The sequence below is a fragment of the Polaromonas sp. P1_E11 genome (assembly GCF_056405995.1).
The window spans coordinates 167,275-192,335 of the sequence record NZ_JBFUBA010000006.1 but is presented as its reverse complement, the minus strand read 5'-3'; the positions used below and the strand labels follow the sequence as shown (position 1 = coordinate 192,335).

The window sequence follows — 25,061 nt, the reverse complement described above, 5'->3', positions numbered from 1 at the left end:
GGCCCGCATTTGAGGTAAAAACCGGGTTCCAAGGAGATCCCACGCATGCAATACATGATCTTGCGCAAATCCGACGCGAGCACCGAAGCGGGCGAGCTGCCCAGCCCCGCGCTGCTGGCGGCCATGGGCGCCTACAACCAAGAACTGGCCAAGGCCGGCATGTTGCTGGGCGGCGTTGGCCTGCAGCCTAGTTCCAAAGGCGCGCTCATCCGGTTCTCCGGCGGCAAACCCACGGTGACTGACGGCCCCTTCGCCGAAGCCAAGGAGCTCATTGCCGGCTTCACCATGATGGAAGCGGCGTCGCGGCAGGAAGTGCTGGAGTGGCTGGAGCGCTGGCCGCAGGAAGATGCGGACGGCAACACCTCGCTGGAAATCCGCGAAGGCGGCTGCCCCGGCGGTCTGCGCGGTGTGGCCGGAGAAGGCGCTCCGCCCTTGCCCGAGGGTTTCCGGCGCTTCATGATTTTGCTCAAGGCCAACGACAGGGCCGAGGCCGGCATCGTGCCCGACAGCCAGTGGCTGGGGCGCATGGCCCAGCACAACGACGAGGCCGTCAAGGCCGGCGTTCTGCTCATGGGCGAAGGGCTCAAGCCCAGCGCCAGCGCATCCCGCATGAAGTTCGCGCGGGGCAAACCCAGCGTGATGGACGGACCGTTTGCCGAGGCCAAGGAATTGCTGGCCGGTTTCTGGATCATCCAGGCGCAGTCGCTGCAGGCTGCGGTGGACTGGGCGCTGGCTTATCCCTTCCCGTTTCGCGACACGGAAGAGGTTGAGGTGGAAATCCGGCTGCTGTATGAAGCTGCCGATTTTGCACAGGCCTAGCGTTCTGGGTTTGGTCAAAAAATAATTGAAATTTTTCGACCCGGCCTGTCGATTTCGGGTTTTTCGTTCGTCGTACCGGTGAGCAGACGCTTTTTGGAGGCCGGAAAGGGCCTGTGAATCCGGCGCTCGACCATTTACGAAGTGAACAAACACCAACTTAAAGGGATACAAACATGTTCAAGACCATCGCCATCATTGCGGCCGTCGCCATCGTGGTTTTCATCGTGGCCGTGCTGATACTGGCCTCCAACAAGCCCGACACCTTCCGCGTACAACGCCAGACCACCATCCAGGCGCCGCCAGAGAAAATCTTCCCGCTGATCAATGACTACAAACAGTGGGCCGCCTGGTCGCCCTGGGAGAAGAAGGACGCGGCCATGAAGCGCAGCTTCAGCGGCCCGGCCACCGGCAAGGGAGCGGCCTACGCCTGGGAAAGCAAGGAGGTTGGCACAGGCGACATGCTGATCACCGAATCCGTGCCCTCTTCGCTGGTCAAGATAGACCTGAACTTCAGCAAACCTTTTGAGGCCCATAACAAGGTGGTTTTCACCATCCAGCCGCAAGCCGGTAGCAGCGTGGTGAGTTGGGAGATGGCGGGCCCCGCGCCCTTGATCTCCAGGGTCATGCATGTCTTTTTCAACATCGACAAGATGGTGGGCAAGGACTTTGAAGACGGCCTGGCCGCCATGAAGGCTGCCGCAGAAAAGTAAATCTGATCTCAACCCACTCAAGGAGTATTGAAATGCGATTCATGATGCTGATGATCCCCAAAGGCTACGAAACCGCCGCTGCCGGCACTGTGCCTGACGCCGACGCCGTCGCAGCGATGATGAAATACAACGAGGAGTTGCAAAAAGCCGGCGTGCTGCTCGCGCTGGACGGCCTGCACCCACCCTCCATGGGTGCTCGCGTCACCTTTCCCGGTGGCAAGGCCCATGTCAGCGACGGCCCCTTTGCCGAAGCCCGTGAGGTACTGGGCGGCTACTGGATGATCAATGTGGCTTCGCGTGCCGAGGCCATCGAGTGGGCCTCGCGCTGCCCCGGCGGTGAAAATGAAATGATTGAAGTGCGCCAGGTGCAGGAGATGTCTGACTTTCCGCCTGACGTGCAGGAAGCTGCGGCTGGCTTCGTCGAGATGCAGCAAGCGCCGAGCGGGAAAATCGGAAGCAAGGGCGCCTGAAGCCGCATGGCGTCGCATGAAACCCACCGTGCCATCGACGCAGTCTGGCGCATCGAATCGGCCAAGGTCATCGCCAAGGTTGCACGCATGGTGCAAGAGGTGGGCCCGGCTGAAGAGATTGCGCAGGACGCACTGGTCACTGCGCTGGAGCGCTGGCCCAAGACCGGCGTGCCGGACAACCCTGGCGCCTGGCTCATGGCCGTCGCCAAGCACCGCGCCATCGACTACCTGCGGCGGCGCAAGCTGCTCGCGCTCAAGCATGAAGAGCTGGGCCATGAACTCGAGCTGGAGCAGGAAATGGCTTTCGCCGACATAGACGAGGCCGGATCCGGGGATGATGGCGCCGACGACTATGGCGACGACCTGCTGCGCCTGATCTTCACCGCTTGCCACCCGGTGTTATCAACCGAGGCGCGCATTGCGCTGACGCTGCGGCTGCTGGGCGGCCTGAGCACCGACGAAATCGCGCGCGCCTTCCTGGTGCCCGAGCCCACCGTGGCCCAGCGCATCGTGCGCGCCAAGCGCACCCTGGCCGAGGCGCGTGTGCCCTTTGAAGTACCCGGCCCCGAAGAACGCGATGGCCGGCTGGCCTCGGTGCTGGAAGTTATTTACCTGATCTTCAATGAAGGCTACTCAGCCACTTCGGGCGGCGACTGGATGCGGCCCGCGCTGTGCGATCAAGCCTTGCGGCTGGGGCGCGTGCTGGCCGAACTCGCGACGCAGGAGCCCGAGGTTCATGGCCTGGTGGCGCTGATGGAAATCCAGGCCTCGCGCGCCAAGGCGCGCACCGGGCCTTCGGGTGAGCCCATCTTGCTGCTGGAACAAAACCGTGCGAGCTGGGACCATATCCTGATCCGCCGCGGCCTCGCGGCGCTGGCGCGTGCAGAGGCACTGGGCGGCGCGCTGGGGCCGTACGCGCTACAGGCCGCGATTGTCGCCTGCCATGCACGCGCGCCCACCGGCGCCGACACCGACTGGCATCGGATTGCCGCGCTCTACGACGCGCTGGCGCAGCTCATGCCGTCACCGGTGGTGGAACTCAACCGCGCAGTCGCGCTGGCGATGGCTTTCGGTCCGGCGACGGGGCTGGAGGTGGCCGATGCGCTGCTGGCCGAGCCCTTGATGAAGAACTACCACCTGCTGCCTAGCGTGCGCGGCGACTTCTTGTTCAAGCTCGGCCGGCTGGAGGAAGCCCATGCCGAGTTCGAGCGCGCCGCCTCGCTCACGCGCAACCTGCGCGAACGTGAACTGCTGCTGGCGCGCGCTGCGGCCTGCGCGCCGGGCTCCACACCGCGCATTTCCTGAGGCGTGCTTACGGTGCCGGTCTGCGGCCGCCCAGCATGCAGGCGATGGCTGCCAGCTGGAGCAGCACCGTTGCGCCGAAGTAAAGGGCTGTGCCCGCACCGAGATGCGCCGGACTCCCGCTGGCGGTGACCAGCAACAGGGCAAAGGTGGCCGGCGCCAGTGCCCACAGCCCTTGCGACATCGCGACGATCAGCGCCACCACGCGCGGCACATCTTCCTTGACGAACTCCACCTGCGCCACCAGCGGCGGCAACGAAGTCGCGTTGCCAATGCCGACACCGAACAGCACCACGCCCAGCAGGATCAGCACGGTCTGGTGTCCCGCCGCACAAGCCAGCAGCAGTGAGCCGGTGATCTGCACCGCGTAGCTCATGCTGGCGATCAGGCGCCGGTCGGCTCCGGTCGGCATGCATTTGGCGACGATGGTACGGCCGCCGATGGCACAAGCGGTAGCCAACGCCATCGCCAGGCCCGCGCCTTGGGCCCCCATGGCCGACACCAGCAGCGAATACAAATGAGTGATCAAACCGGCCTGGGCGAACATGCTCAGCGCCATCGCCGCAGCCAGTGTGCGAAAGCTCCGGTCGCGCCACAACAGGCGGCCCGGCAAGGGCTTGGCATGCGCAGAGGTGACGCTGCGTGCTGGCGTGCCCCGTGCGTCACCGTCAGGCTGCTGGCCCATGCGCTCGGGCGTTTGTGTGATCACATAAAAACAGAGACACCCCACGACAACCAGCATGGCTGCGCCCACCAGTAGAGTGGCGGCGGTAAAGCCCATCGCGGCGATCAGCGCGCCCCAGAGCGGCGAGAAGATCACCCCGCCCAGGCTGGCGCCGTTATAGGCCTTGGCCAAGGCCATGGGCCGGCCGTGCACAAACCAGGGCGAGATGATGGCGTTGATGCCCGCCGCGCCCATGGTCACCCAGCCACCGCCTGTCAGCATGGCAGCCGCAAACAGTTGCCAGGGCTGTGCAGCCAGCGCCCAGCCCAAAAGCCCGAGTGCCAGCGCGGTGCAACCGGCGGCCGTGGTCATGGCCACATCCAGCCGGGCGTGGATGCGCGGCAGGCAGGCCACCACGCCTGCGCCAAAGAGAAAGTGAAACGTCACCGCACCCGACACCAGCGGCAACGCCCAGCCGGTGCGCGCGGTCACCGCATGCAGAAAAATCGCCGGGCTGTAAAAGCCTATGCCCCAACCGAAGATGGCCAGCACAAAGGCGGCCCGTACCACGGTCGTTCCGTAAAAGGCGCGGGGCGCCGGCGACTGCAGGGCAGGTGTCATTGGCAATTCCATGAAGTTCTCCTGGTGAGAAGGCAGCGGCCGCTGCATGACCTTCATGGTGTGGCGAAGAGGGCGCGCGATGCTTCGTCCCGGAACGAAGCATGGGGTTTGCGATGCTGCTAAGGTTGGTACCCGGAAGGTCTTAAACCATGATGAATACCAACCAAATCGCGCACATCGCCTCGCTGGTCGGCGAGCCGGCCCGCACCGCCATGCTGATGGAGCTGCTGGACGGCCGCTCGCTCACAGCCCACGAACTGGCCGGCGTCGGCAATGTGTCGCCGCAAACCGCCAGCCGCCACCTGGCCCTGATGGTCGAAGGTGGCCTGCTGTGCGTGGAGCAACACGGCCGCCACCGCTACCACCGCCTGGCCTCGGTGGAGGTGGCGCGCGTGCTCGAAGGCATCACGCAGCTCGCCTCACAAAACGCGCCCGCGCCGCGCCGCGCCGTGGTGCCCGGCCCCAAAGACGCCGCCATGCGCATGGCACGCAGCTGCTACGACCACATCGCCGGCCGCCTCGGCGTGGCCATCGCCCACCACCTGCTGGCCGACGGCGCCATCACGTTCGACGGTGAAGCCGGCCACGTCACCCCCAAAGCCAATGCGGTGCTGGCGCGCCTGGGCATTGAGCTGTCAACGTCGCCAACCAGCATCAACACCAAGCGGCCTTACTGCCGCCCGTGCCTTGACTGGAGCGAGCGCCGCTTTCATGTGGCCGGGCAACTGGGCACGCTGATCTGCACACACAGCCTGGAGAGCGGCTGGCTGCTGCGCCGCCAGGGCATGCGCGCGCTGGAGATCACGCCCAAGGGCGAGGTGGCGCTGCGTGACTGGATGGGGCAGGAGGACTGGCGGCAGGTGACCGAAGGCGATTCCTTTCCTGCACGCACAACTCCTGCGCTGCGCGTCGCCTAGGTTCGAGCCCCATCAGCCACCCCATCATTCTTTAGACGGCCTTTACGTCATTGATTCATAAGGCGGCGGACTTTGAGGCAGATCCCACACACTCGGTATAGGCGTCAGCGCAATGAGACACCTTTTTGACGAACTCTCCACTTTCGCATGAGCTTGGTAAATAGAAGTAGAAGAAACGCCGAAGCCAGCGCCCCTATCGGACCCGCAAACGCAAGATGGATGGTATTGCTCAGTAGCCATCGCTCTCGAATTTTTTTGTCGTCTACGTCGAGGTAGCTATGCCCTCTGTAACTGATTCTTGAGACAACAGGGGAAAGCCCAGAGTAAGTCGGTATGAGAACTTGTTCGACCTCGACCACTTCCAGATTGAGTTGCCTGACTCCACAATCACGACTACGTCCAGTTTGGAAATAACCTATGTCAATGCACTCGATGCGTGCATTGTCGATAGTGCTTTGGCTAGTACGCGAATCTCCGTCATTGTCACTGCAACATCGGTAGACTCCGCTGAGGGCGGGCAACCGTTGAAAGACGAAGCCTTCAGAAGGCTTAACTCTATCCATCGCAACCCACACTGCAGCGGTGAAAAGAGATCCTCCCAGAAGGCTCAAAAAAACGATTCGATAGCTCAATCGGTCTTGCGAGGGGTCTTCTTTAGTTCTCACGGGGTCTTAAGTGGCGCTTCGTTAGTTGATGCTATCGAGCATGACCTGAATAATCAAGCCATCGCAAGTTTTTCAAACAACGTTACTGGGCCAATGTAATGGGTTGGAGAAGTTATGAGGCTTATCTGGCTGATATGAAGTCACTCATTGCACAGATGCGAAGGTCAAGACGGGGCGGCCGGTAGTTAAGCAACGTTGATGTGCATGAGAGATGAGACGTTTGCATCGCGCCACCTAAATCGCAATCGGATCCACATCAATCGCCCAGCGGATCAGGCTTTTAAATTCTGCCTGCTGGCGCGTTTCAAACAGCGTGGGCTGCCAGGCCGCGAGGAAGCGTTGCAGCGCCGCGCGTGACGGGCTTTCGACCAGCATCTGCGCGCGCTCGATATTGGCCACACGCTGTATCGTCATCGGCACGGCCGGATATGCAGTGACCTGCCCGTTGCCCGTGAGCTGTTGCGCCTCGGCCTGGGCCGCTGCTGCGTTCAGAAATCCTTGTGCCACATCCTGCGCACGCGCCTCGGCGCGCACCAGCGCTGAAAAACCGAAGGGCGACATGCCCGCTGCTTCGCGCTCGGCCAGCTGCTGGGTCGCAAAACCCGGATAGTCATGCTTTTTCAGTGCTTCAAAAAGCGGATGGCCCGGATGAAAGGTCTGCACCCACATTTCGCTGGCTTCACTGTGGCGCGCGTCACGGCCGGCGCGGCCTCCCGCCTGCATCAAAAGGCTGAAGAGGCGCTCGGGTGCGCGGAAGTCGCTGGAGAACAGCGCCCCGTCGGGGTTGATTGCCGCCACCAGTGTGATGTGCCGGAAGTCGTGGCCCTTGGCGATCATCTGCGTGCCGACCAACACGTCGACCTCGCCCGCATGCACGCTGGCCAGCTGTGATTCAAGCGCGCCCTTGAGCCTTGTCGTGTCGGCGTCGATGCGGGCAATGCGCGGCGGCTCGCCGTCTGGCCGTTTCACGCCGGCCAGCAGCTCGGCCATGTGCTCTTCCAGTCGTTCGGTGCCGCGCCCCACGGGTGCGATGTCGATGTTGCCGCAGCTGGGGCAGGCGCGCGGCACACGTTCGGTGAAGCCGCAGTGGTGGCAGCGCAGGGTGCGGTCTATCTTGTGGAAGACGCGATAGGCGCTGCAGTGCGGACACTCGCTTTTCCAGCCGCAGTCGTGGCAGGCCAGCACGGGTGCGTAGCCGCGCCGGTTCAAAAAGATCAGGGACTGCTCGCCGTGTGCCACACGCTGTGCAATGGCGTCCAGCAGTGGCGGCGCAATGACGCAGTGCTTGGGCTGGTGGTTCATGTCCACGCGCCGGACGGCGGGCAGGCTTCCCTGTTCGCCGTCATTGGCTGCCACTCGCTCAATCATGGTCAGACGCTGGTAGCGGCCGGCCAGGGTGGCCTGCCAGCTTTCCAGCGAAGGCGTGGCTGAGCCGAGCAGCACTCTGCAAGGACCGTGACCATGCGTGGCGTCTTCGGTCTCGATCTTTGCGCGGTAGACCGCCAGGTCGCGGGCGGAATAGCGTGCGCCCTCTTGTTGCTTATAACTGGGGTCGTGTTCCTCATCGACCACCAGCAGGCGCAGGTTGGGCATCGACGCAAACACCGCCATGCGCGTGCCCAGTACCAGGCGCGCATGGCCGGCGTGGGCCGCCAGCCAGCTTTTCAGGCGCTGGGCTGGGGTCAGGCCGCTGTGCAAGGCCACCACGCGCTCTTTGCCCAGGTGGGCAAAACGTTCTGCAAAGCGCGACTGCAGCTGGGGCGTGAGGTTGATCTCCGGCACCATCACCAGCACCTGTGCCGTCGGGTCTTGCTCCAGCACGCGGGCCGCGGCGCGCAGGTAGACCTCGGTTTTGCCGCTGCCGGTGGCGCCGAACAGCAGCGCGGGCCGGGTATCGTTGTCAAATTCAGCCAGGGCAAGGGTCTGCTGCGCACTGAGCGGCAGCAGCGCCGCGGTATCTTGCGGGCCGCTGGTGTCCGCAACCGGGCGCTTGAGCCGCCGCGCCAGCTGAACATTGCTCAGGTCGCGCAGTTGCGGCGGCAATGCCGCCAGCGCCACCTCGCCCAGGGAGCGCTGGTAATAAGCGGCGGTAAACGTCACCAGTTTTTGCCAGGTCGCCGAAAGAGGCTGCAGCCCTTCCAGCACACCGGTGACATGACGCGTCTGTATTTCCAGCAGCGTTCCACTGTCAGGCATGACTTTCCACACCACCCCAAGGACTTCGCGCTTACCCAGCGGCACCCGCACCAGGGCACCCACAGCAAGTGGCAGTTCACTCTGGTAGGTCAGTGGCCCTGCGATGGAACTGTGCGCGGGCGCGGCAACCGCAACTTGAAGCCAATAGCTCATTTGGAGTAACTAAATGTGTTTACTTCTTGAGAAGTACATCCAGATAATGCGCTAAGTCCTTGATTTACCACCGCTTTACAGATTTCCAGATTTTCTGTGGATAACTTTGTTGATAGCTTGCCGTGGCGCGTCGCGAAGCCTTGTAAATCAAGGCTTTTCTTAAACTGCCCGGAAAAAAAGCAATTTAAAGTCTCTATATAAATCAACAACTTACGTCCGCTATTGCTTTGATAGCGAAGCATGCTGCCTGCGTTCATCATTGCGGCACCGCAACACGAATTTTGTGCATAAGTCCGGGCGCCATCGCCCCGTTTTGTGCTAGCCATGGTTGAAATCAGTCATCCGCTGGCTTTTTGGGAAGGTAGACGGAAAGTTTAGGTACCAGCGGCGCGCATGCTGCGAGAGTGAGCGTGCACTGCGCGCACCAGCACTTCCACACTTTCGGGTGGTGTGTGCTGGCTGATGCCATGCCCCAGGTTGAAAATATGGGCCGGTCCAGGCTCGCTGGCATCAATATGGGGCTTGCCAAAGCTGTCCAGCACGCTTTTCACTTCGGCTTCTATCTGGGTCGGGTTGGCAAACAGCACGTTGGGGTCCAGGTTGCCCTGCAAGGCTTTGGCATGTGGTCCGTTTTCACCGACCAGCACGCGTGCCCTGGCCAGGTTGACCGTCCAGTCCAGTCCCAGCACCTCGCAATCGAGCTGCGCCATGGCTTCGAGCCACTGGCCGCCGCCTTTGGTGAAGACGAGGCGGGGGATCTTGACGCCCTCGTGCTCGCGTTTGAGCTGGGCCAGCACGCGGGCCGTATAGGCGAGGCTGAAGGTTTTGAAGGCCGCGTCGGCCAGTACGCCGCCCCAGCTGTCAAAAATCATCACGGCCTGGGCCCCGGCCTCAATCTGTGCGTTCAGATAGGAGGCAACCGCGTCGGCGTTCACGGCAAGCATTTTGTGCATCAGGTCCGGGCGCTGGTACAGCATGGTCTTGACCAGGCGGTAGTCGTCGGAGCCCGCGCCTTCGACCATGTAGCAGGCCAGCGTCCAGGGGCTGCCCGAAAAGCCGATCAGCGGCACGCGGCCGTTCAGGGCCTTGCGGATTGAGGTCACGGCGTCAAACACATAGCGCAGCTTGTTCATGTCGGGCACCTCAAGCTTCGCCACGGCCGCCTCATCGCGCACCGGCGTGGCAAAGCGCGGGCCTTCGCCCAGCGCGAAGGACAGGCCCAGGCCCATGGCATCGGGCACGGTCAGGATGTCGCTGAACAGGATGGCGGCATCCAGCGGGTAACGCTCAAGCGGCTGCAGCGTGACTTCGGTGGCGTAGTCGGTGTTGGTGGCCAGGCCCATGAAACTGCCGGCCTGGGCGCGTGTGGCGCGGTACTCGGGCAAATAGCGGCCGGCCTGGCGCATCAGCCAGACGGGGGTGTGATCAGTGGCCTGGCGCAGGCAGGCGCGTAAAAAGGTGTCGTTTTGAAGGGGTGCGAACATGCCCTGATTGTCTCAGGTGTGAGGCGGGCCCTCCCATCGCGGGATATCTGCAGGGCTGGCACTTGAGCGGGTTCGGATTTACCATGGCCTCATGGGCCCCGCAGGGTCCGAAAGAGGTGTTTCATGCGCATGAATGACCAGGAGTATTTTCGCAGCTGCATCGCCAAAGAGCGGCATCTGGCACAACTGTTGGGCCATGCACACATCGAGGAATGCTACGAAAGCGCAGGCACCCTCTGGGACAGCAATCAGGCCTTGCCGCAGTGGACGCGCGATTGGCGTGCCTGCGGGCCGCTGATGACGGCCTACGGCATCACGGTGAGCTATGACGCCGAGGGTGCGACGCTCGGGTCCACGACGGTGCATTTCGCGGACCACCCTGGCCGCGACCGCGCGGTGATGTACGGCATCGTCAAGGAGGTGATCTTCCGGCTGGAACACCACAAGGCCGCGCCATTGCCTGCCGTCACCTTTAAATGCGAAGTGTCTTGATGAAGGCTTCGAGCTCGTCGATGGGCAGGGGCTTGCAGAACAGATAGCCCTGGTAGCAGTCGCAACCGTGGCGCGACAGGAAGTCGCGCTGGGCTTCGGTCTCAACGCCTTCTGCCACCACACCCAGCCCAAGGCTTTGCGCCAGGCCGATGATGGTGCGTGCGATGGCTGCGTCATTGGGGTCGCGCAGTATGTCTTCCACAAAAGACTTATCGATTTTCAGCTGGTCAAGCGGCAAGCGCTTCAGGCATGAGAGTGAGGAATAGCCCATGCCGAAATCGTCAATGGAAAGGGTTACGCCCATCTTCTTGAGCCGGGCCATTTTTGTGATGGTGACATCCATGTTTTCGGCAAGCAGGCTTTCGGTCAGCTCCAGTTTGAGCTTGTGCGGGCTGACTTTCGTTTCCTTGAGCGCGGCCATGACAAGGTCCACGAACTCCGGATGACGGAACTGCCGCACGCTCACATTGACGGCCACGCTGAAGGCCGCGGTTTCAGGGCGATGGGCCCACGCTGCGAGCTGGTGGCAGGCTGTCTCGAGCGCCCATTGGCCCAGCGGCAGTATCAGCCCGGCCTCCTCAGCCGCCGGAATGAACTCGGACGGCTGTACCAGGCCGCGCCTGCCGTGCTGCCAGCGTAGCAGCGCCTCGACGCCTGTCATGCGCCCGTCACGCCCCACCTGCGGCTGGTAGTACAGGAGGAACTGCTTTTCACGCAGGCCCTGGCGCAGGTCCGATTGCAGCGCGGCGCTGGCGGTGACGGCGGCCTGCATTGCCGGGTTGAAAAAGCAGATGGTATTGCGCCCCGACATCTTGGCCTGGTACATGGCCAGGTCAGCCTGCTTGAGCAGATCCCCGATGTTGTCCAGGGTCTGGTTGAACGAGGTAATGCCAATGCTGCAGGTGCTGTAGTGCTGGTAGCCCGCCAGGCTGTAGGGCTCGCTGAGCGCGGCAAGAATCCGCGTGCCCACAGCTTCAGCTTTTGCGGCCGCTTCGCGAGGATCCTGGCCCAGGTCTTCCAGCATGACCACAAATTCGTCCCCGCCCAGCCGTGCCACCGTGTCGGGCTGCTCCAGGCAGGCCGCCAGGCGCTTGGCCACCTGTTGCAGCAGCAGGTCTCCCTTCTGGTGGCCCATGGTGTCGTTGAGCGTCTTGAAATTGTCCAGGTCGATGAACATCAGCGCGGCTTCGCGCGGGTGTCTGTAATTGTGGGTGAGTGCTTTTTGCAGCCTGTCCATCAGCAGCTGGCGATTGGGCAGCTGCGTCAGCGGGTCGTAGAAGGCCAGGTGCTTGATTTCACTTTCCGCCACCTTGCGGCGCGTGATGTCGCGCCCCACCGCAACCCAATGGGTAAAGAAAACGCCGGCGTCATCTGCGACCGGCACGATGTCGACTTCCATCCAGAAGTGCCGGCCGTTTTTCTTGTAGGTGATAAGTTCGGCCTGGACGGGTTCGCCTTTCTGAAAGGCGGCGCTGATGCGCTCCAGTTCGCTGCGTTGGGTTAACGGCCCGCACAGCAGGCGCGGCGAATGGCCGAGGGCCTCTTCCGGGCTATAGCCGGTATGTTGTTCGAAGGCGTTGTTGACAAAGATGATGCGCAAGCCCGGTTTTCCGGAAGGTACCGCTTCCGTGATGAGCACGATATCGTTAAGGCGGGAGATGCTTGTCTCCAGCAGCATGAGCTGTTCCCTGGCCTTGCGTCGTTCGCTGATATCACGAAAGTAGATGGCGACTCCGTCCGGGAACGGGTAGGCGCGGATCTCGAACCATTTGTCTAGCGGCGCATACAGGGCCTCAAATTCCACCTGATAGTTGCCCGCAACCGCGGCCCGGACCTGCTCGGAAAACGAGGTATTGATGGCGCCCGGAAATTCCTTCCAGATGCTTTTTCCCAGCAGGTCTTTGCTGGGGCGGCCGAGCAGCCGGGCACCCTCCCGGTTGAGGTAGGTAAAGCGCCACTGCGTATCCAGCGTATAAAACCCTTCGGTGATGCTCTCCAGGGTGATACCCAGCCGAGTTGCCAGCCGCTGGGCATCTTCTTCAGTCTGCTGCGTGGCCTGCAGTGCGTGGCTGTGCTGCGCGACAAGTTGCCCGGCAGCAAGGCCCGCCAGCGTTTCGAGATCCTGTTCCTGGTCGGCGCTGAGGCTTCGTGCGACCTTGTCCATGACCGCTAGCGCGCCCAGCAGCGTGCCGTCTTCCCGTGTCAGCGGCAAGCCTCGATAAAACAGGATGTCGGGCGCGCTGCGGGCCGGCAACTGCGGCTGGCGGGGTGGTGTGTCCAGTGTGGCTTCACACAGAGCGACCAGCCCTTCGCGCTCTTGCGGGGAAAAGCCGGTGCCAGAACTGAGCGCCGCCTCGCCGCCCGCCAGGGCCACCACGATGGCGATGGGGGCGTCGCAAGCGCGCGCGGCCAGCCGGGCGAGCCGGTCGGCGCCGGAATGGGGCAGGACATGGAGCGCGAACGCAGGATCAATGACGGGAACGGAAACGGTCACGGGCAAACACCTGCTTTTCAGACATTCAATAGACGATGCTGACGCATGGCGGCATTTTTTTTACGCAAGATTTGCAAGCATTGGGCATAAAGCGTTGCAAAACGTTCGGTCACTTACCTGCACAGGATTTTGTCCTACGCTTTAGGCGCGCGGCCCCTCACGCCGGGTTACTGCGTCACCCTTCAACCTGCAGCACTCCCGGCTATCTCCGTTTTTGTATTGTTTCCGTTGTTCTATTTCACGCAAGAATCCATGAGCCCACTCGAACTTGACCAGCTTCAGCAATGCCCCGACATCCCCGCTTTGCGGAAGGCTCTGAAAAACATGTGCGAGCGCTTCGGCTCGGTCACGCAGCTCAACATCCTGCCGGCCGCCCATGCCGGCAAGCAGCAGGCCCTGTGCTTTTTGCGAATGGCTTCCGACGAGGAAGAGCAAAAGCTCATGAGCGGCCTGGGAATAGGCCGCTTCGGCGGCGAGCTGGTGGTCGTTGTGGATCTGCTTGTGGCCGGGTCACCCCAAACTGAGAGTGCGTGGGGCTCCCTCGCCTGAGGGCCACTCAAACCTTCCTGGCGTTGTTGCGCCGCCTTGCCGTACTGGTGTACTGTCTGCGGCGGCGCGCCTGGCCAGGACCGCTTCGCTTGGTTTGTGAGCGTCTCTATTTCGCGGCGGCGACTTCGGCCGAGGGATGCCTGAGCAGCAGTCGGTCCAGCGCGCTGAGAACGTCGAACGACTCGGCAAAGTCGCCAAACAGAACGGCATTGTCGGGCGCAGCCGCTTTGCCCTGCCAGGCCGCGCGGAACTGGTCGAATATTTCGCCAAAGGTTTTTTCCCCGTCTATCAACGCGAGAATTTTTGCGCCGTATTTGCCGGGATCCACCATCACCGAGGCGCCTGAGTGCTGATGCCTGAGCATGAAGGGCTGGCCCTTGTTGCTGCCAAACACCTGCGCCGCGATGTCGCCGGTCAAGGGCTCATGGTAGAAGAACGGCACGTACTCCGGATCGCCGTAGGGGGCCTTGCAACGGTCGTTACGTGTGACGTATAGCGAATGGGTAATAAGGGTGCCGGCCATGAGTTCGGCCATTTCGTACTGCTTGCGCCGTGGCAGTTTGCGCAATGCGGCGGCCATGGCCGGCGGCTTGCTTCCCAGCACCATATGCGGCAAATAAGGCGAAAGGCCGCGCTGTACATCGGTGAACTCCAGGTGCATGCCGTGTCCGCTCTTTGCCCCTTCCTTTTCGTCACCAAGCCAGTCAAACAGCTCGCCCACGCTGTATGAGCGGTCCTGCGAATGCAGCAGCAGGTCGTAGATGCCTGCATCGCCCATCTTGTGGTCGTGGTGCAGGTCTTCGCTGCGCTTGAACCAGTTGGTGGCGGGCAGGCTGGCCAGCAAGTCGCGCGTGTTGGCGATTTTCCGCTGCGCATCAGCCTCGTCGCCGTTGACCAGGCGCATGAGTTCCTGCATCTGGTACACGCCGGTGCGGCCCGTGGTGGCATACACCATGAGTCCGATGGCGCCGTCGTCCTTGAGTACGCTGCGCAACGCCTTGAATCCCAGATCGGGATCGGCCAGATGGTGCAGCACGCCGCTGCAATTGATGTAGTCGAAGGTGCCGAGCTCTGCCGCCAGGGCGGGCAGGTTCAGCAATGAATCGTGAACCCAGGTGATGTTTGCCAGTCCGCGAATCTGCGCGCGCTCCTTCGCCAGTGCGATGCTGGCTCCGCTCATGTCGAGATGCACGATTTGTGCGTCGGTATGGCGCAACTGCTCGGCCAGGAAAATGGTGGCGTCACCGGTGCCGCCGCCCGCCACCAGCGCACGAAAGCCATTTTGGAACGACTGCTTTCCCGCAAAGCAGTAGTGATTGATCATGGGCAGGTCTTCCAGCCAGGTCCGCACCAGGCGCTTGTGGTCGTCCTGCGGATTGCAAGGCGGATAAGGCAGCGCCTCGTACTGGTTTCTGACTTCGGGCAAATAGTTGTCGGGCATGGCATCTTCCGGAAAGGCGATTGGCAAAAAGCCTATTGTCTCCGCCCGAAGAGCTGTGACGTCGGGCACGGCCCATCAAATCAAGTGACGGCGTGGAACCGGCTTCGCCGGGCCACAGCGGTCGCCCCCTGCAAGGGGGGATCCGGCTACACGAAGTGAGCCGAGACGGGGGTGTACCTAATTTTGCAGTTCCTACCTCACAGGTAGGAACTGCAAAAACGTTCCGCCCAGTAGATTTTGAACATAGGTGATCACCGCGCGGCGGTATTTCTCGGTCAGAACAGAGGCCAGCAGGTCCAGCCGTCCAATGATTTTGCCGAACTCGCGCTCAAAGCTCAGGTTGCGCTCGCGCTCGGTGATTTCATCGGCCAGCAGCAAGGGCTGACCTGCGGCATTGCGCCGGTTGGACAGCATCCATACGGCGATTTCAATGTTGCGGGCGGCGTTGTAGATGTATTGCGCATCCAGGCTGTCGGTCAGGTAATACGCTGTTTTCCCGCCGTGAGCCGTGACCACCATGTCGGCGCTGGCATAAATGAACGCCGCCACGCGGTCGCCCTTGAAGTCGGGCCCCAGCGCCAGCGACAGCGCGGCGATATCTCGCTTGCCCTGCAGTTCGAGCCAGGGTGTGCGGGTGTCGACCGCCACGCGCAGCTGGGCAAGGGCCGCGTCGCGCCCGAGCGTGCTGGTTTTCCGCCATTCCGCCGGGTTGCGCCGGTACAGCTTGTCGGCCAGGCGCAGCAAGCTTTCCAGGTTGTCGCGCATGCCCAGGGTGGCCATGCGGTTCACGTCCGACTGGCCGACCTCGCTGGCGGCCATCGGGGCGGCCTGTGCTTCGCCCTTGTGGGTGGGCGCCTGGCTGGCGCAGCCGGCCAATGCCGCCAGGGCCAGCAGCAAGGGAAGGCGGAAGAATAAAAAAATGGAAGGAGAAATGGCTGGTGCGGGAAGGGGGATGGGTGCCGTGCGCAGTGACATGGGGCATTTTCAGCGGCTGCGCCGCGCCGCGCAAGCATGGCTTTCCCGGGCTGCTGCCGGCCGAGAGACCGTAAACAGGTTCCTAGGCGGAAGCCGCACCCGTTGGGGCAGTCCGGTGCAACATTCCGCGGGATAGCAGTACGCGGTGGTCAATCTTGAGGCAGTGGTCCTGTACCACCAGCAAGCCTGCGGCTTCTGCCTTGGCGGCGGCCGCCGGATTGGAAATTCCGAGCTGCATCCACACGGCCTTGGCGCCAATGGCAATGGCTTCGTCGACCACTGGCGGAATATCTTCGCTGTTGCGAAAGCAGTTCACCAAGTCGATTTTTTCGTGCTGCGCGGCTTCGGTGAGCGTCGAATAGGCCTTTTCACCAAGCACCTCGGCGGCGTTCGGGTTGACCGGGATGATGCGGTAGCCATTGGCCTGCATGTAGCGCGCCACATCAAAGCTGGCGCGGTGAGGCTTGGGCGACAAGCCCACTACCGCGATGGTGCGGCAGTGGTTGAGGATGTGCGGCATACGCTCTGCAGGGGGCAAGGGGTTCATGGCTGGGCTTTGTGTTGGCCTTGCTTGGACCGGCGTTGCCGGACACGGTTCAGGCGCTGTTTATCTATTCAAGCGGGTTTATGCCTTGTATTTGACGGAGCAGCCATAAGCCCGGCTGGTCGCTACGCTCAAGGGCTTACCGCCCAGCGCTTCGCTCAGGCCCTGGCGCACGTAATTGGTGGCGGTCTTGATATCGTCAACACGGGCGGAAGGAATGCTGTCAATGCCTCCCGCGTAAATCAGCTGTCCCTGCGGGCTAATGATGTACATGTGCGGCGTCGTCTTGGCGCCGTAAAGCTGGCCGATCCTGCCTGACTCGTCCATCAGTGTTGCAGTCGGCTGGCCCTGTTTTTCGGCCATCCAGCCGGCCAGTTTGGCCGGCGCCAGGTAGTCGCTGCTTTCGGCCTCCGTGGAGTTGATGGACAGCCACACCACGCCTTTGGCGGTGAACTCCTTTTGCAGGCCTTGCATGTTGCCGCTGTAGTGCTTGCGCACAAAAGGGCAGCCCGGATTGGTCCATTCCAGCACCACCAGCTTGCCCTTGTAATCGCCCAGGTTGCGGGTCTTGCCAGCCGTGTCGGGGGCCGAAAAGTCGGGGGCTGCCTGGCCGACACTTGCTGTGGCCGCCTGCACGGAAAAAGCGGCCGACGCCAGCCAGGGGGCGGCAACGAGAGCGCCGGAAAAGTTGCGGCGGGTAAGTGCCCGGACGGGGTGCAGAGGGGTATTCAACATGGCTTGAACTCCTTCAGGAAGAAATCAACAACACGACAACAGGTTCTTCTTTACAGCCTGGCCAGTTCGACCCTGACGTCGTCCACCGACAGAATCTCCGACAGCACGACCGGCGCGCGGCCGGGCTTGTAAATCACATACACCGGCACGCCGTTGCGGCCCAGTTGCTTCAGTGCCGCTGTCACTGCCGGGTCGCGCCGCGTCCAGTCGGCACGCAACAGCGCCACGTTCTTCGTTTCGATGTCGGCCAGTACCGACGCATTCGAGAGGGTGGTCTTTTTGTTGTACTGGCAGGTCACGCACCAGGCGGCGGTGAAATCCACGAACACACTTTGCCCTTGCGCGGTGAGCTGGTCAACCCGGCCCGGCTCCCAGGCCTGCCAACCGCCTGCTGTCGGTGTTGCCGACACCAGGGCCGCGGGTTTGGTGATGTTCGGGCCAATGGCCCACAGCCCCAACGCGCCCAACGCCACCGAAAAAGTGGCCAGCAACGTGCGCGCCGCGCCGCGCAGGGTAAAAGCCCAGATCGCCAGCGCCATCAACACCAGCAGGGCCAGCAGCGCACCCGCGCCGTCGATGCCGCTTTGCTGGCCCAGCACCCAGACCAGCCAGGCGACCGTGGCAAACATCGGGAAAGCCATCAGTTGCCTGAAGGTCACCATCCATGGGCCGGGACGCGGGAGCATTCTTGCTACGGCCGGTATGACGCTCGCCGCCAGATACGGCAACGCCATCCCCACGCCGATGGCCGCGAAGATCGCAAGCGCTTCAAGCGGCGGCAGCCCCACCGCATAGCCCAGCGAGGCGCCCATGAAAGGAGCGGTGCAGGGCGATGCAATGGCGGTGGCCAGCACACCCGACAAAAATGCGTTGACGGTGGGATTTTTCGCCTGCCAGCCGGCGAGCCGGCCCGGCAAGACGTTGCCGAATTCAAACAGGCCCGCCAGGTTCAGGCCCAGCAAAGTGAACAGCGCGGCCAGCAATGCGACCACCGCCGGGTTTTGCAGCTGAAAGCCCCAGCCGAGCTGCTCACCCGCTGCGCGCAAACCCAGCAGCAGCGCACCCAGCGCCAGGAAAGACACCACAACGCCCACGGTGTAAGCCAGGCCGCTGGTCAGACGCGTGGCCTGGTCCTTCACCTGCACAAAACCCACCACCTTGATGGCCAGCACCGGAAACACACAGGGCATGAGGTTGAGGATCAGCCCGCCGAGCAACGCACCCAGCATTGCGGCGATGAGGCCGACCGGTGGTGCGCTGGTTTGCACGGGCGCTGCACCGGCCGACGCATTGGCGCGCAAGGCCGCTTCAAGTGCCGGCGGCACGACGGTGGCGGCCGCCGGCGCGGGCCAGGGGCCTTTGACCGGCGCGTCAATGCGATAGGCAGCGTTCTCCAGGGCCACGACCAGCGGCATGCTGGCCGGGCTTTCGGTGCGTTGACCCGACAGGGGCACCTGGGCCGTCCACATCGCGCCATGCCAAGCCTGCTGCCAGGGGGCGGCGGGCTCGATCACGCTACCGGTTTCTGGGTATAGCGCCAGTGTTTTTCCCTGCAGGGCGGGGGGCAAGCCGGCCAGGGAGATGCTGATCGCCTTGCCTTCGACTGCCACTTTGCTGGCGCCGGCCGCCAGTGCTTTGGGCGTGGCGGCGAACGTGTCCTGAAACAACTGGCCACTGGAGGCGGTCGAGCTTCTTGCCGGGATGCTCAGTGAAAAGTCACCCTCTTGCGGAATGCATTCCTTGCGGCACACCAGCCAGGACGCCTTGAGTTTGACGTCCAGCTGCCTGGCGGCGAAACCGGGCGCCACGGTCAAAGGCACGGGCAGCAGCACGGTCTTTTCATAGCCGTAGTTGGCCAGCGTGCCAATCGGGATTTTTTTGGGCGTCGGCCAGGCGATATCGCCTGCGGTGATGCCGGCGGGCAATTGCCAGTCGAGCTGCGTCGGCAGCCCTGAATCACCGGAGTTTTTCCAGTAGGTATGCCATTCGGGCTGGTGCGTGAGCCGCAGCCCCACCCAGACCGGCTTGCCGGGCTCCACGCCTTGCGGCGCCCAGGCCAGCAGTTCGGCACTGACCTGCTCCGTTGTGACCACCGCACCGGTTGTGCCCGGGGTGCCCTTGCCCAGAATGTCGCTAAAGGCTTTTTGAGCGCTGGCCGGCACGGGAATTGCGCAAGCAGCTATCAAAAATGTAGCAGCAAGCTTGGCAAACGGAAAACGCAGGGAATTCATTGTGCAAGTGTGAGCGGGTGGCGCAGAGATTAGTTCCTGGAAGGCCGGGGGGCAAGACAGCGTGCGGGCATCGCTCGATGATGGTTCGTCCGTTTTCACGCCGCCTTATTACAGCCGTTTTCAGAGTCAGCCCAGATAATAGGGGTATGCCGCGCATTGTCCTCGCCACCCTCAACGCGAAGTACATCCACGCTTCGCTGGGCCTGCGCTACCTGCTGGCCAATATGGACCTGCATGGCGGCCCCGGCCTTCGTGCGCAAACGTTGCTGCGCGAATTTGTGATCCAGCAACGGCCCATGCAGATCGTCGAGGAGTTGCTGGCGCTCGATCCTGAAGTCATCGGCCTCGGCATCTATATATGGAACGTGGTGGAAACCACCCAGGTTGTGCGCCTGCTCAAAACCCTGAGGCCCGGCATCAAGGTGGTGCTGGGAGGCCCCGAGGTCAGTTACGAGACGGGCGAACAGGAAATTTGCCGCCTGGCCGACCATGTGGTCACCGGCTGGGGCGATGTGAGTTTTCCCAAGCTCTGCCGTGCCTTGCTCGATGGCCCGCAACCGCTGATGAAGGTCGTTGCAGGGGAGCAGCCGGCACTGGAGGCGCTGGTCTTGCCTTACGGCGAATACACCGACGAAGACCTGGCCAAACGGTTGCTGTATGTCGAAGCCTCGCGCGGCTGCCCCTTCAAGTGCGAGTTCTGCCTGAGCTCCCTGGATAAAACAGCCTGGGCTTTTGACCTGGACGCGTTCATGGCCGGGATGGACGCGCTCTACCGGCGCGGCGCACGCAACTTCAAGTTTGTGGACCGCACGTTTAACTTGAAGGTCGAGAACTCGGTGCGTATCCTGCAGTTTTTCCTGGACCGGATGGCGCCAGACCTGTTTGTGCATTTTGAAGTGGTGCCCGACAGCCTGCCCGACCGGCTCAAAGCGCTGATTGCACAGTTCCCGGCAGGTTCGCTGCAGTTTGAAGTCGGTATCCAGAGCTTCAACCCCGAGGTGCAGCAGCGCATTTCGCGCAAGCAGGACAACGCCAGGACCGCGGACAACCTGCGCTGGCTGGTGAACGAAAGCCAGGCCCATGTGCACGCCGACCTGATCTTCGGTTTGCCGGGCGAGACGCTGGAGAGCTTCGCCGAGGGTTTTGATCGCCTGCATGAACTGGCGCCGCATGAAATCCAGTTCGGCATCCTCAAGCGCCTGCGCGGCACTCCGATTACCCGGCACACGGCGGAGTTCGCCATGGCGTATGACCCGCAGACACCGTACACGATTTTGCAGAACTCCACGATCGACTTTGTCACCATGCAACGCATCAACCGTTTTGCGCGGTATTGGGAAATGCTGGCCAATTCAGGGCGTTTTGCACGGGGACTCCAGTTGCTGCTGGCTCCCGGCTCGGCGTTCGGCCATTTTCTGCATTTCAGCGACTGGCTCTGGGCCAGCACTGGAAAGACTCATGAGTTCGCGCCCGAAAAGCTGGTGGATTTTTTGTTTGAGCACCTTACCGCAGTGCGGGGCCTGGCCAGCGCAGATGTGCGCACCGCCCTGTTGGCCGACTATCTGGCCAGTGGCGCTCGCGGCCGCCCCCATTGCCTGGCCGATCTGCTGGGTACCGCCCGGCCGGCTGCGCCGCTGCACGCCGGAAGGCAGGGCGCAGCGCGGCAGGGGCGCCATGTGAACCAGCAATCAGGGTTTCAGGACGAGTCGGGCGCCCACCGGGAAGCCATTCAAAAGGCCGCGGCAGCCGCTTGATGAGCCAAAGCCCCCATCTTCAAAGCATTTCGTCCGGCGCAAACGGCCCGATCAGCTTGAGCATCAGTTGCAGTCCCCAGCTCGCGTCTGGCTCGATCATGGAGTCTTTCAGTGGCGAACCTTGCGGCGCACGCCACACCAGCCTGCCGTTTTCGAGCTCGACACGGTAGGCGCCGGAAGCCAGCGTGGGCTCGATCAGCCGCGTGGCCTCGGCCGAGATGGCGCGGTTGCGGATGACGATGGCCACTTCGCTGTTTTGCAGCTGCGAACGTAGGTCCAGGTTCATGGATCCCACGACCAGCAGCCGGTCGTCCATGACGACGACCTTGGAATGCAGACTGGCACGTGAGCCGCCGGTGGAGCCGCCCGTGGATCCCCCCGCGATCGCTGCCGAGCCGAAGCTGCTGAAAGAGCCTTCCTGCTCGGCGCGCATCTCGTAAATCTCGATACCCATCTCCAGCAAGGCCTTGCGGTAGCGGGCGTAACCGACGTGGGCAGCCGGCGCGTCGTTGGATGCCAGTGAGTTGGTGAGCACCCGCACACGAATACCGCGTTGCCGGAGGTCGGCAAACTGCTTCATCATGCGTTCACCGGGCACGAAGTAGGGCGAAACGATCAGCAGGTTGTTTTTGGCCTGAGACATCAGCTGAAGCAGGCCGTCCACCGTGGTGTCCTGCGATTCTTCGGTCGTGTCGGCGTCGGCGGCGATCTTGGAGGCCTTGTCCACCAGCAACACCGACGGCGCCCAGGTCCAGGTCAACAGCCGCAGGTCGGTCGAATCCGGCAATGCTGGCGGTGTGGTGGTGGCTCGTTCAGGCTTGGTAGGGGAGGGTATGGCGCCGTCACCAGCCTGGAGGGTAGCGGCCTGCGCCGTGCCTGCGGGAGAAGAAGGGTTTTCCGGGGCCGGCGGTTTGCGCTTGAGTGCGTCGATTTCCTTCTCGGTCATCAGCGACTGCACCGGGTAAGCCAGCGGGTTGTTCCAATACTGGTCAAAGCTGCGCGACAAGTCCTGCGCGATGCGGCCAGCCGCCAGCACGTCGATGTCCACAAAATTGGTGCCGGTGCTCTGGCCGAAGTAGGTTTCGCCCAGGTTGCGCCCGCCGGTGATCGCCACGGCGTTGTCTGCCACAAAAATCTTGTTGTGCATGCGCCGCTGCATGCGCGCGGTGTCCTTAAGGTTGCCCAGGATGCGGAACATCAGCGAGCCGCGGCCGCCCGGCAAGGGATTGAACAGGCGCAACTCGATGTTCTTCTCAAAAGCCAGCTTCAGCACCTGTGCGTTTTTGCCCGAGGTGTTGAAGTCGTCCAGCAGGATGCGGATCCGCACGCCGCGGCCGGCCGCATCGCGCAGCGCATCAAACATGCGTTCGGTGGTTTCGTCGGCAAAGATCGCGTAGTACTGGATATCCAGTGTCTTTTGCGCCGCCTTGATCAGGGTCATGCGGCTGGTGAAAGCCAGTTCTGCGTCGCCGACCAGCGCAAACCCCGAATCGTTTCGCGTGCCGGCTTTGGCCGCACGGGCTGCCACCAGGCTGCCCAGGCGCGTTTCGGCCGGGTTGGCCAGCGCGGTGGAAACCGGGCGGTCGACCTCGCTGGGCAGCGAGGCGCAACCCGTCACCCAGAGAGCGGCGAAAACGAGCGCCAGCCCCTGCAACGCGCGCCAGCCTGTGTGCGGGATCAAGCGGGTGCCGGAAAGGGTGCGGGAAGTGGGCTGCATGGTGCAGGCCACTTTAGCGTAAGGAGATGTATTTGGTGCCGCCGGTCCCTGCGTTCGCGCCTATTTTTCTTGTAGGCGCGAGGCTTGACTACGCTGACTGCGCCGGAAAGGCGCGAAGCCGGCGAGTCAAGACGACAGCGTTTCCCAACGCTGCAGCGCCGCCATCAGCTCTTCCTCGATTTTGCTGTTGCGCGCGTTGAGTTCCGCGGCGCGCTTGGCATTCGTGGTGTAGAGCGTTCCGTCATAGAGCTCCTGCTCGATGGCTTTTTGCTGCGACTCCAATTGCTGGATCAGCGCCGGCAGGCCGTCGAGCTCGCGCTGCTCTTTGTAGCTCAGCTTCTTTTTTGATAGCTGCTCGCGCTCGTCCTTATTGGGCTGCGGGCTTGTTTTGCTTGAAGTTTTGCCGCCGGCGGGGCTGCTGGCGGGCTTGTTGGCACCGGTGATCTGCGCTGCGCGTTTGGATTGCGTGATCCAGTCCGTCACGCCGCCTTCGTACTCACGCCAGAAGCCCGGGTTCTCGGGCGTACCTTCGTAAGCAATGGTGCTGGTGACCACGTTGTCGAGGAACCGCCGGTCGTGGCTGACCAGGAACACCGTGCCTTCGTAGTTTTGCAACAGGTCTTCCAGCAATTCGAGGGTGTCGATGTCCAGGTCGTTGGTCGGCTCGTCCAGCACCAGGACGTTGGCCGGGCGCGCAAACAGGCGCGCCAGCAGCAGGCGGTTGCGCTCGCCGCCTGACAGGGTGCGCACGGGCGAGTTCGCGCGCTGGGGCGAGAACAGGAAGTCTGTCAAATAGCTCTTGACGTGTTTCTTCTGGCCGTTGATTTCGACCCACTCGCTGCCGGGGCTGATGAAGTCCTCCAGCGTGGCGTCCAGGTCCAGGCTGTCGCGCATCTGGTCAAAGTACGCCACCTGCAGGTTGGCGCCCTGGCGGATCTTGCCGGGCGGCGTGGTCACATCGGGCTGCAGCTCACCCAGAATCAGCTTGAGCAGCGTGGTCTTGCCGGCGCCGTTGGGGCCGAGCAGGCCGACCTTGTCGCCACGTAGCAGCGTGCCGGTGAATTTGTTGACGATGAGCTTTTCGCTGCCCGGATGGCCGAAACTTTTGCTCACGTCGGTGAGCTCGGCAACGATCTTGCCGCTCTTCTCGCCGCTGGAGACGTCGAGGTTGACGCGGCCGACCGCATCGCGCCGGGCCGCACGGTTGTCGCGCAGGGCTTCGAGGCGTCCAATGCGGGCCACGCTGCGGGTGCGGCGCGCCTCCACGCCCTTGCGGATCCACACCTCTTCCTGCGCCAGCAGCTTGTCGGCCTTGGCGTTGATGACGGCTTCCTGCGCCATCTGTTCTTCTTTTTGCACCAGGTACTGGGCAAAGTTGCCAGGGTAGCTGTTCAGTTTGCCGCGGTCGAGTTCGACGATGACGGTGGCGACCTGGTCCAGGAAGGCCCGGTCATGGGTGATGGTGATGATGCTGCCGTTGAAATTGACAAGCAGGTCCTCCAGCCAGGCGATGGAATCGAGGTCCAAGTGGTTGGTCGGCTCGTCCAGCAGCAGCACGTCGGGTTTGGCGACCAGCGCCTGGGCCAGCGCCACGCGTTTTTTGGTGCCGCCCGAGAGCGAGCCGACGATGGCGTCCTTGTCCAGGTGCAAGCGGTGCAGGGTTTCCTCGACGCGCTGCTCCCAGGTCCAGCCGTCCAGCGCCTCGATTTCCGACTGCAGGGCGTCCAGGTCGGTGTTTTCGTCGGCCGCAAGATACTGCTCAACTACGTGCCTGGTACGCGCCAGTCCTGCGCTAGCAGCTATAAAAACCGTAGCATGCGGATCCAGGCTGGGCTCTTGCGGCACATAGGCGATGCGCAGGTTCTGCTGCAGCTGCAGCGTGCCGTCATCGGGTTTTTCGAGGCCGGCGAGAATTTTCAGCAGGGACGACTTGCCCGTGCCGTTGCGGCCGATCAGGCCGATGCGCTGGTTGGTTTCAAGGGAAAAATCTGCGTGGTCCAGCAGCGCGACGTGCCCAAAAGCGAGTTGGGCGTCCAGTAAGGTAATAAGTGCCATAAGGGGGCAGATTATCCGCCCCTGCCGCGACGCGGTTTCTATATGGGCTCTTGATCGGCCCTGCAGGCCCGCC

Annotated in this window: 20 protein-coding genes; 8 read left to right on the top strand and 12 right to left on the bottom strand. The window is 62.7% G+C overall.

The window, feature by feature from the left end:
- The first annotated feature begins 45 nt into the window (after positions 1–45).
- The 4 genes from AC1D11_RS19400 to AC1D11_RS19385 all read left to right on the top strand — a co-directional run bounded on the left by AC1D11_RS19400 (position 46) and on the right by AC1D11_RS19385 (position 3,304).
- The gene (locus tag AC1D11_RS19400; protein ID WP_477647055.1) at positions 46–819 is read left to right on the top strand and encodes a YciI family protein; all 774 of its coding nucleotides are present in this window, start codon (positions 46–48) and stop codon (positions 817–819) included.
- A gap of 173 nt (positions 820–992) precedes the next feature.
- Complete coding sequence (locus AC1D11_RS19395) at positions 993–1,529, top strand: SRPBCC family protein (protein ID WP_477647054.1); 537 nt, start codon at positions 993–995, stop codon at positions 1,527–1,529.
- Between the two features lie 32 nt (positions 1,530–1,561).
- The gene (locus tag AC1D11_RS19390) at positions 1,562–1,999 is read left to right on the top strand and encodes a YciI family protein (RefSeq protein ID WP_477647053.1); all 438 of its coding nucleotides are present in this window, start codon (positions 1,562–1,564) and stop codon (positions 1,997–1,999) included.
- A 6-nt stretch (positions 2,000–2,005) separates the two neighbouring features.
- Positions 2,006–3,304, top strand: a complete 1,299-nt coding sequence (locus AC1D11_RS19385; protein ID WP_477647052.1) for an RNA polymerase sigma factor — start codon at positions 2,006–2,008, stop codon at positions 3,302–3,304.
- 7 nt (positions 3,305–3,311) lie between these two features.
- On the opposite strand, the gene AC1D11_RS19380 is transcribed toward AC1D11_RS19385, so the two are convergent.
- Entirely contained in the window at positions 3,312–4,598 is a 1,287-nt protein-coding gene (locus AC1D11_RS19380; protein WP_477647051.1) for an MFS transporter, read from the bottom strand.
- A 140-nt stretch (positions 4,599–4,738) separates the two neighbouring features.
- Here AC1D11_RS19380 and AC1D11_RS19375 point away from each other — a divergent pair, with 140 nt between their 5' ends.
- Positions 4,739–5,503, top strand: coding sequence for an ArsR/SmtB family transcription factor (locus tag AC1D11_RS19375; protein ID WP_477647221.1), 765 nt, complete (start codon positions 4,739–4,741; stop codon positions 5,501–5,503).
- Positions 5,504–6,402: 899 nt separating this feature from the next.
- Here the strand turns inward: AC1D11_RS19375 and priA are convergent.
- Genes priA through hemE form a run of 3 tightly spaced genes read right to left on the bottom strand, consistent with a single transcriptional unit; the run spans position 6,403 to position 10,001 of the window.
- Positions 6,403–8,517 (bottom strand): replication restart helicase PriA, encoded by a 2,115-nt coding sequence (gene priA / locus AC1D11_RS19370; protein WP_477647049.1) that lies wholly within the window; start codon positions 8,515–8,517, stop codon positions 6,403–6,405.
- Positions 8,514–8,843, bottom strand: coding sequence for a hypothetical protein (locus tag AC1D11_RS19365; RefSeq protein ID WP_477647048.1), 330 nt, complete (start codon positions 8,841–8,843; stop codon positions 8,514–8,516). Before AC1D11_RS19365 ends, priA begins: the two co-directional genes overlap by 4 nt.
- A 48-nt stretch (positions 8,844–8,891) precedes the next feature.
- Positions 8,892–10,001 carry a uroporphyrinogen decarboxylase gene (gene hemE, locus AC1D11_RS19360; RefSeq protein WP_477647047.1) on the bottom strand — a complete coding sequence of 370 codons (1,110 nt, stop codon included), beginning with the start codon at positions 9,999–10,001 and terminating at the stop codon, positions 8,892–8,894.
- A gap of 123 nt (positions 10,002–10,124) precedes the next feature.
- On the opposite strand from hemE, the gene AC1D11_RS19355 reads away from it, so the two are divergent.
- Positions 10,125–10,493 (top strand): aminoacyl-tRNA synthetase, encoded by a 369-nt coding sequence (locus AC1D11_RS19355; RefSeq protein ID WP_477647046.1) that lies wholly within the window; start codon positions 10,125–10,127, stop codon positions 10,491–10,493.
- Here AC1D11_RS19355 and AC1D11_RS19350 read toward each other — a convergent pair.
- Positions 10,474–12,987, bottom strand: coding sequence for a putative bifunctional diguanylate cyclase/phosphodiesterase (locus AC1D11_RS19350; RefSeq protein WP_477647045.1), 2,514 nt, complete (start codon positions 12,985–12,987; stop codon positions 10,474–10,476). The genes AC1D11_RS19355 and AC1D11_RS19350 overlap by 20 nt on opposite strands.
- Positions 12,988–13,239: 252 nt before the next feature.
- Between AC1D11_RS19350 and AC1D11_RS19345 the strand changes: the two genes are divergently transcribed.
- Positions 13,240–13,536 carry a hypothetical protein gene (locus tag AC1D11_RS19345; protein ID WP_477647044.1) on the top strand — a complete coding sequence of 99 codons (297 nt, stop codon included), beginning with the start codon at positions 13,240–13,242 and terminating at the stop codon, positions 13,534–13,536.
- Positions 13,537–13,642: 106 nt separating this feature from the next.
- Here AC1D11_RS19345 and AC1D11_RS19340 read toward each other — a convergent pair whose 3' ends face one another.
- The 5 genes from AC1D11_RS19340 to AC1D11_RS19320 form a co-directional block, all read right to left on the bottom strand.
- Complete coding sequence (locus tag AC1D11_RS19340; protein ID WP_477647043.1) at positions 13,643–14,977, bottom strand: class I SAM-dependent methyltransferase; 1,335 nt, start codon at positions 14,975–14,977, stop codon at positions 13,643–13,645.
- A gap of 192 nt (positions 14,978–15,169) precedes the next feature.
- Complete coding sequence (locus AC1D11_RS19335; protein WP_477647042.1) at positions 15,170–15,952, bottom strand: hypothetical protein; 783 nt, start codon at positions 15,950–15,952, stop codon at positions 15,170–15,172.
- Positions 15,953–16,034: 82 nt separating this feature from the next.
- A complete protein-coding gene (locus tag AC1D11_RS19330; RefSeq protein WP_477647041.1) occupies positions 16,035–16,499 on the bottom strand; it encodes a CoA-binding protein in 465 nt (154 codons plus the stop codon).
- 78 nt (positions 16,500–16,577) lie between these two features.
- Complete coding sequence (locus AC1D11_RS19325; RefSeq protein ID WP_477647040.1) at positions 16,578–17,231, bottom strand: thioredoxin family protein; 654 nt, start codon at positions 17,229–17,231, stop codon at positions 16,578–16,580.
- Positions 17,232–17,281: 50 nt separating this feature from the next.
- A complete protein-coding gene (locus AC1D11_RS19320) occupies positions 17,282–19,462 on the bottom strand; it encodes a protein-disulfide reductase DsbD family protein (RefSeq protein WP_477647039.1) in 2,181 nt (726 codons plus the stop codon).
- A gap of 146 nt (positions 19,463–19,608) precedes the next feature.
- Between AC1D11_RS19320 and AC1D11_RS19315 the strand changes: the two genes are divergently transcribed.
- Complete coding sequence (locus AC1D11_RS19315) at positions 19,609–21,216, top strand: B12-binding domain-containing radical SAM protein (protein WP_477647038.1); 1,608 nt, start codon at positions 19,609–19,611, stop codon at positions 21,214–21,216.
- Between the two features lie 19 nt (positions 21,217–21,235).
- On the opposite strand, the gene AC1D11_RS19310 is transcribed toward AC1D11_RS19315, so the two are convergent.
- On the bottom strand, positions 21,236–22,933 hold the full coding sequence (locus AC1D11_RS19310) for a phospholipase D-like domain-containing protein (protein WP_477647037.1): 1,698 nt from the start codon (positions 22,931–22,933) through the stop codon (positions 21,236–21,238).
- Positions 22,934–23,059: 126 nt separating this feature from the next.
- The gene (locus AC1D11_RS19305) at positions 23,060–24,988 is read right to left on the bottom strand and encodes an ATP-binding cassette domain-containing protein (RefSeq protein WP_477647036.1); all 1,929 of its coding nucleotides are present in this window, start codon (positions 24,986–24,988) and stop codon (positions 23,060–23,062) included.
- Positions 24,989–25,061 lie beyond the last annotated feature (73 nt).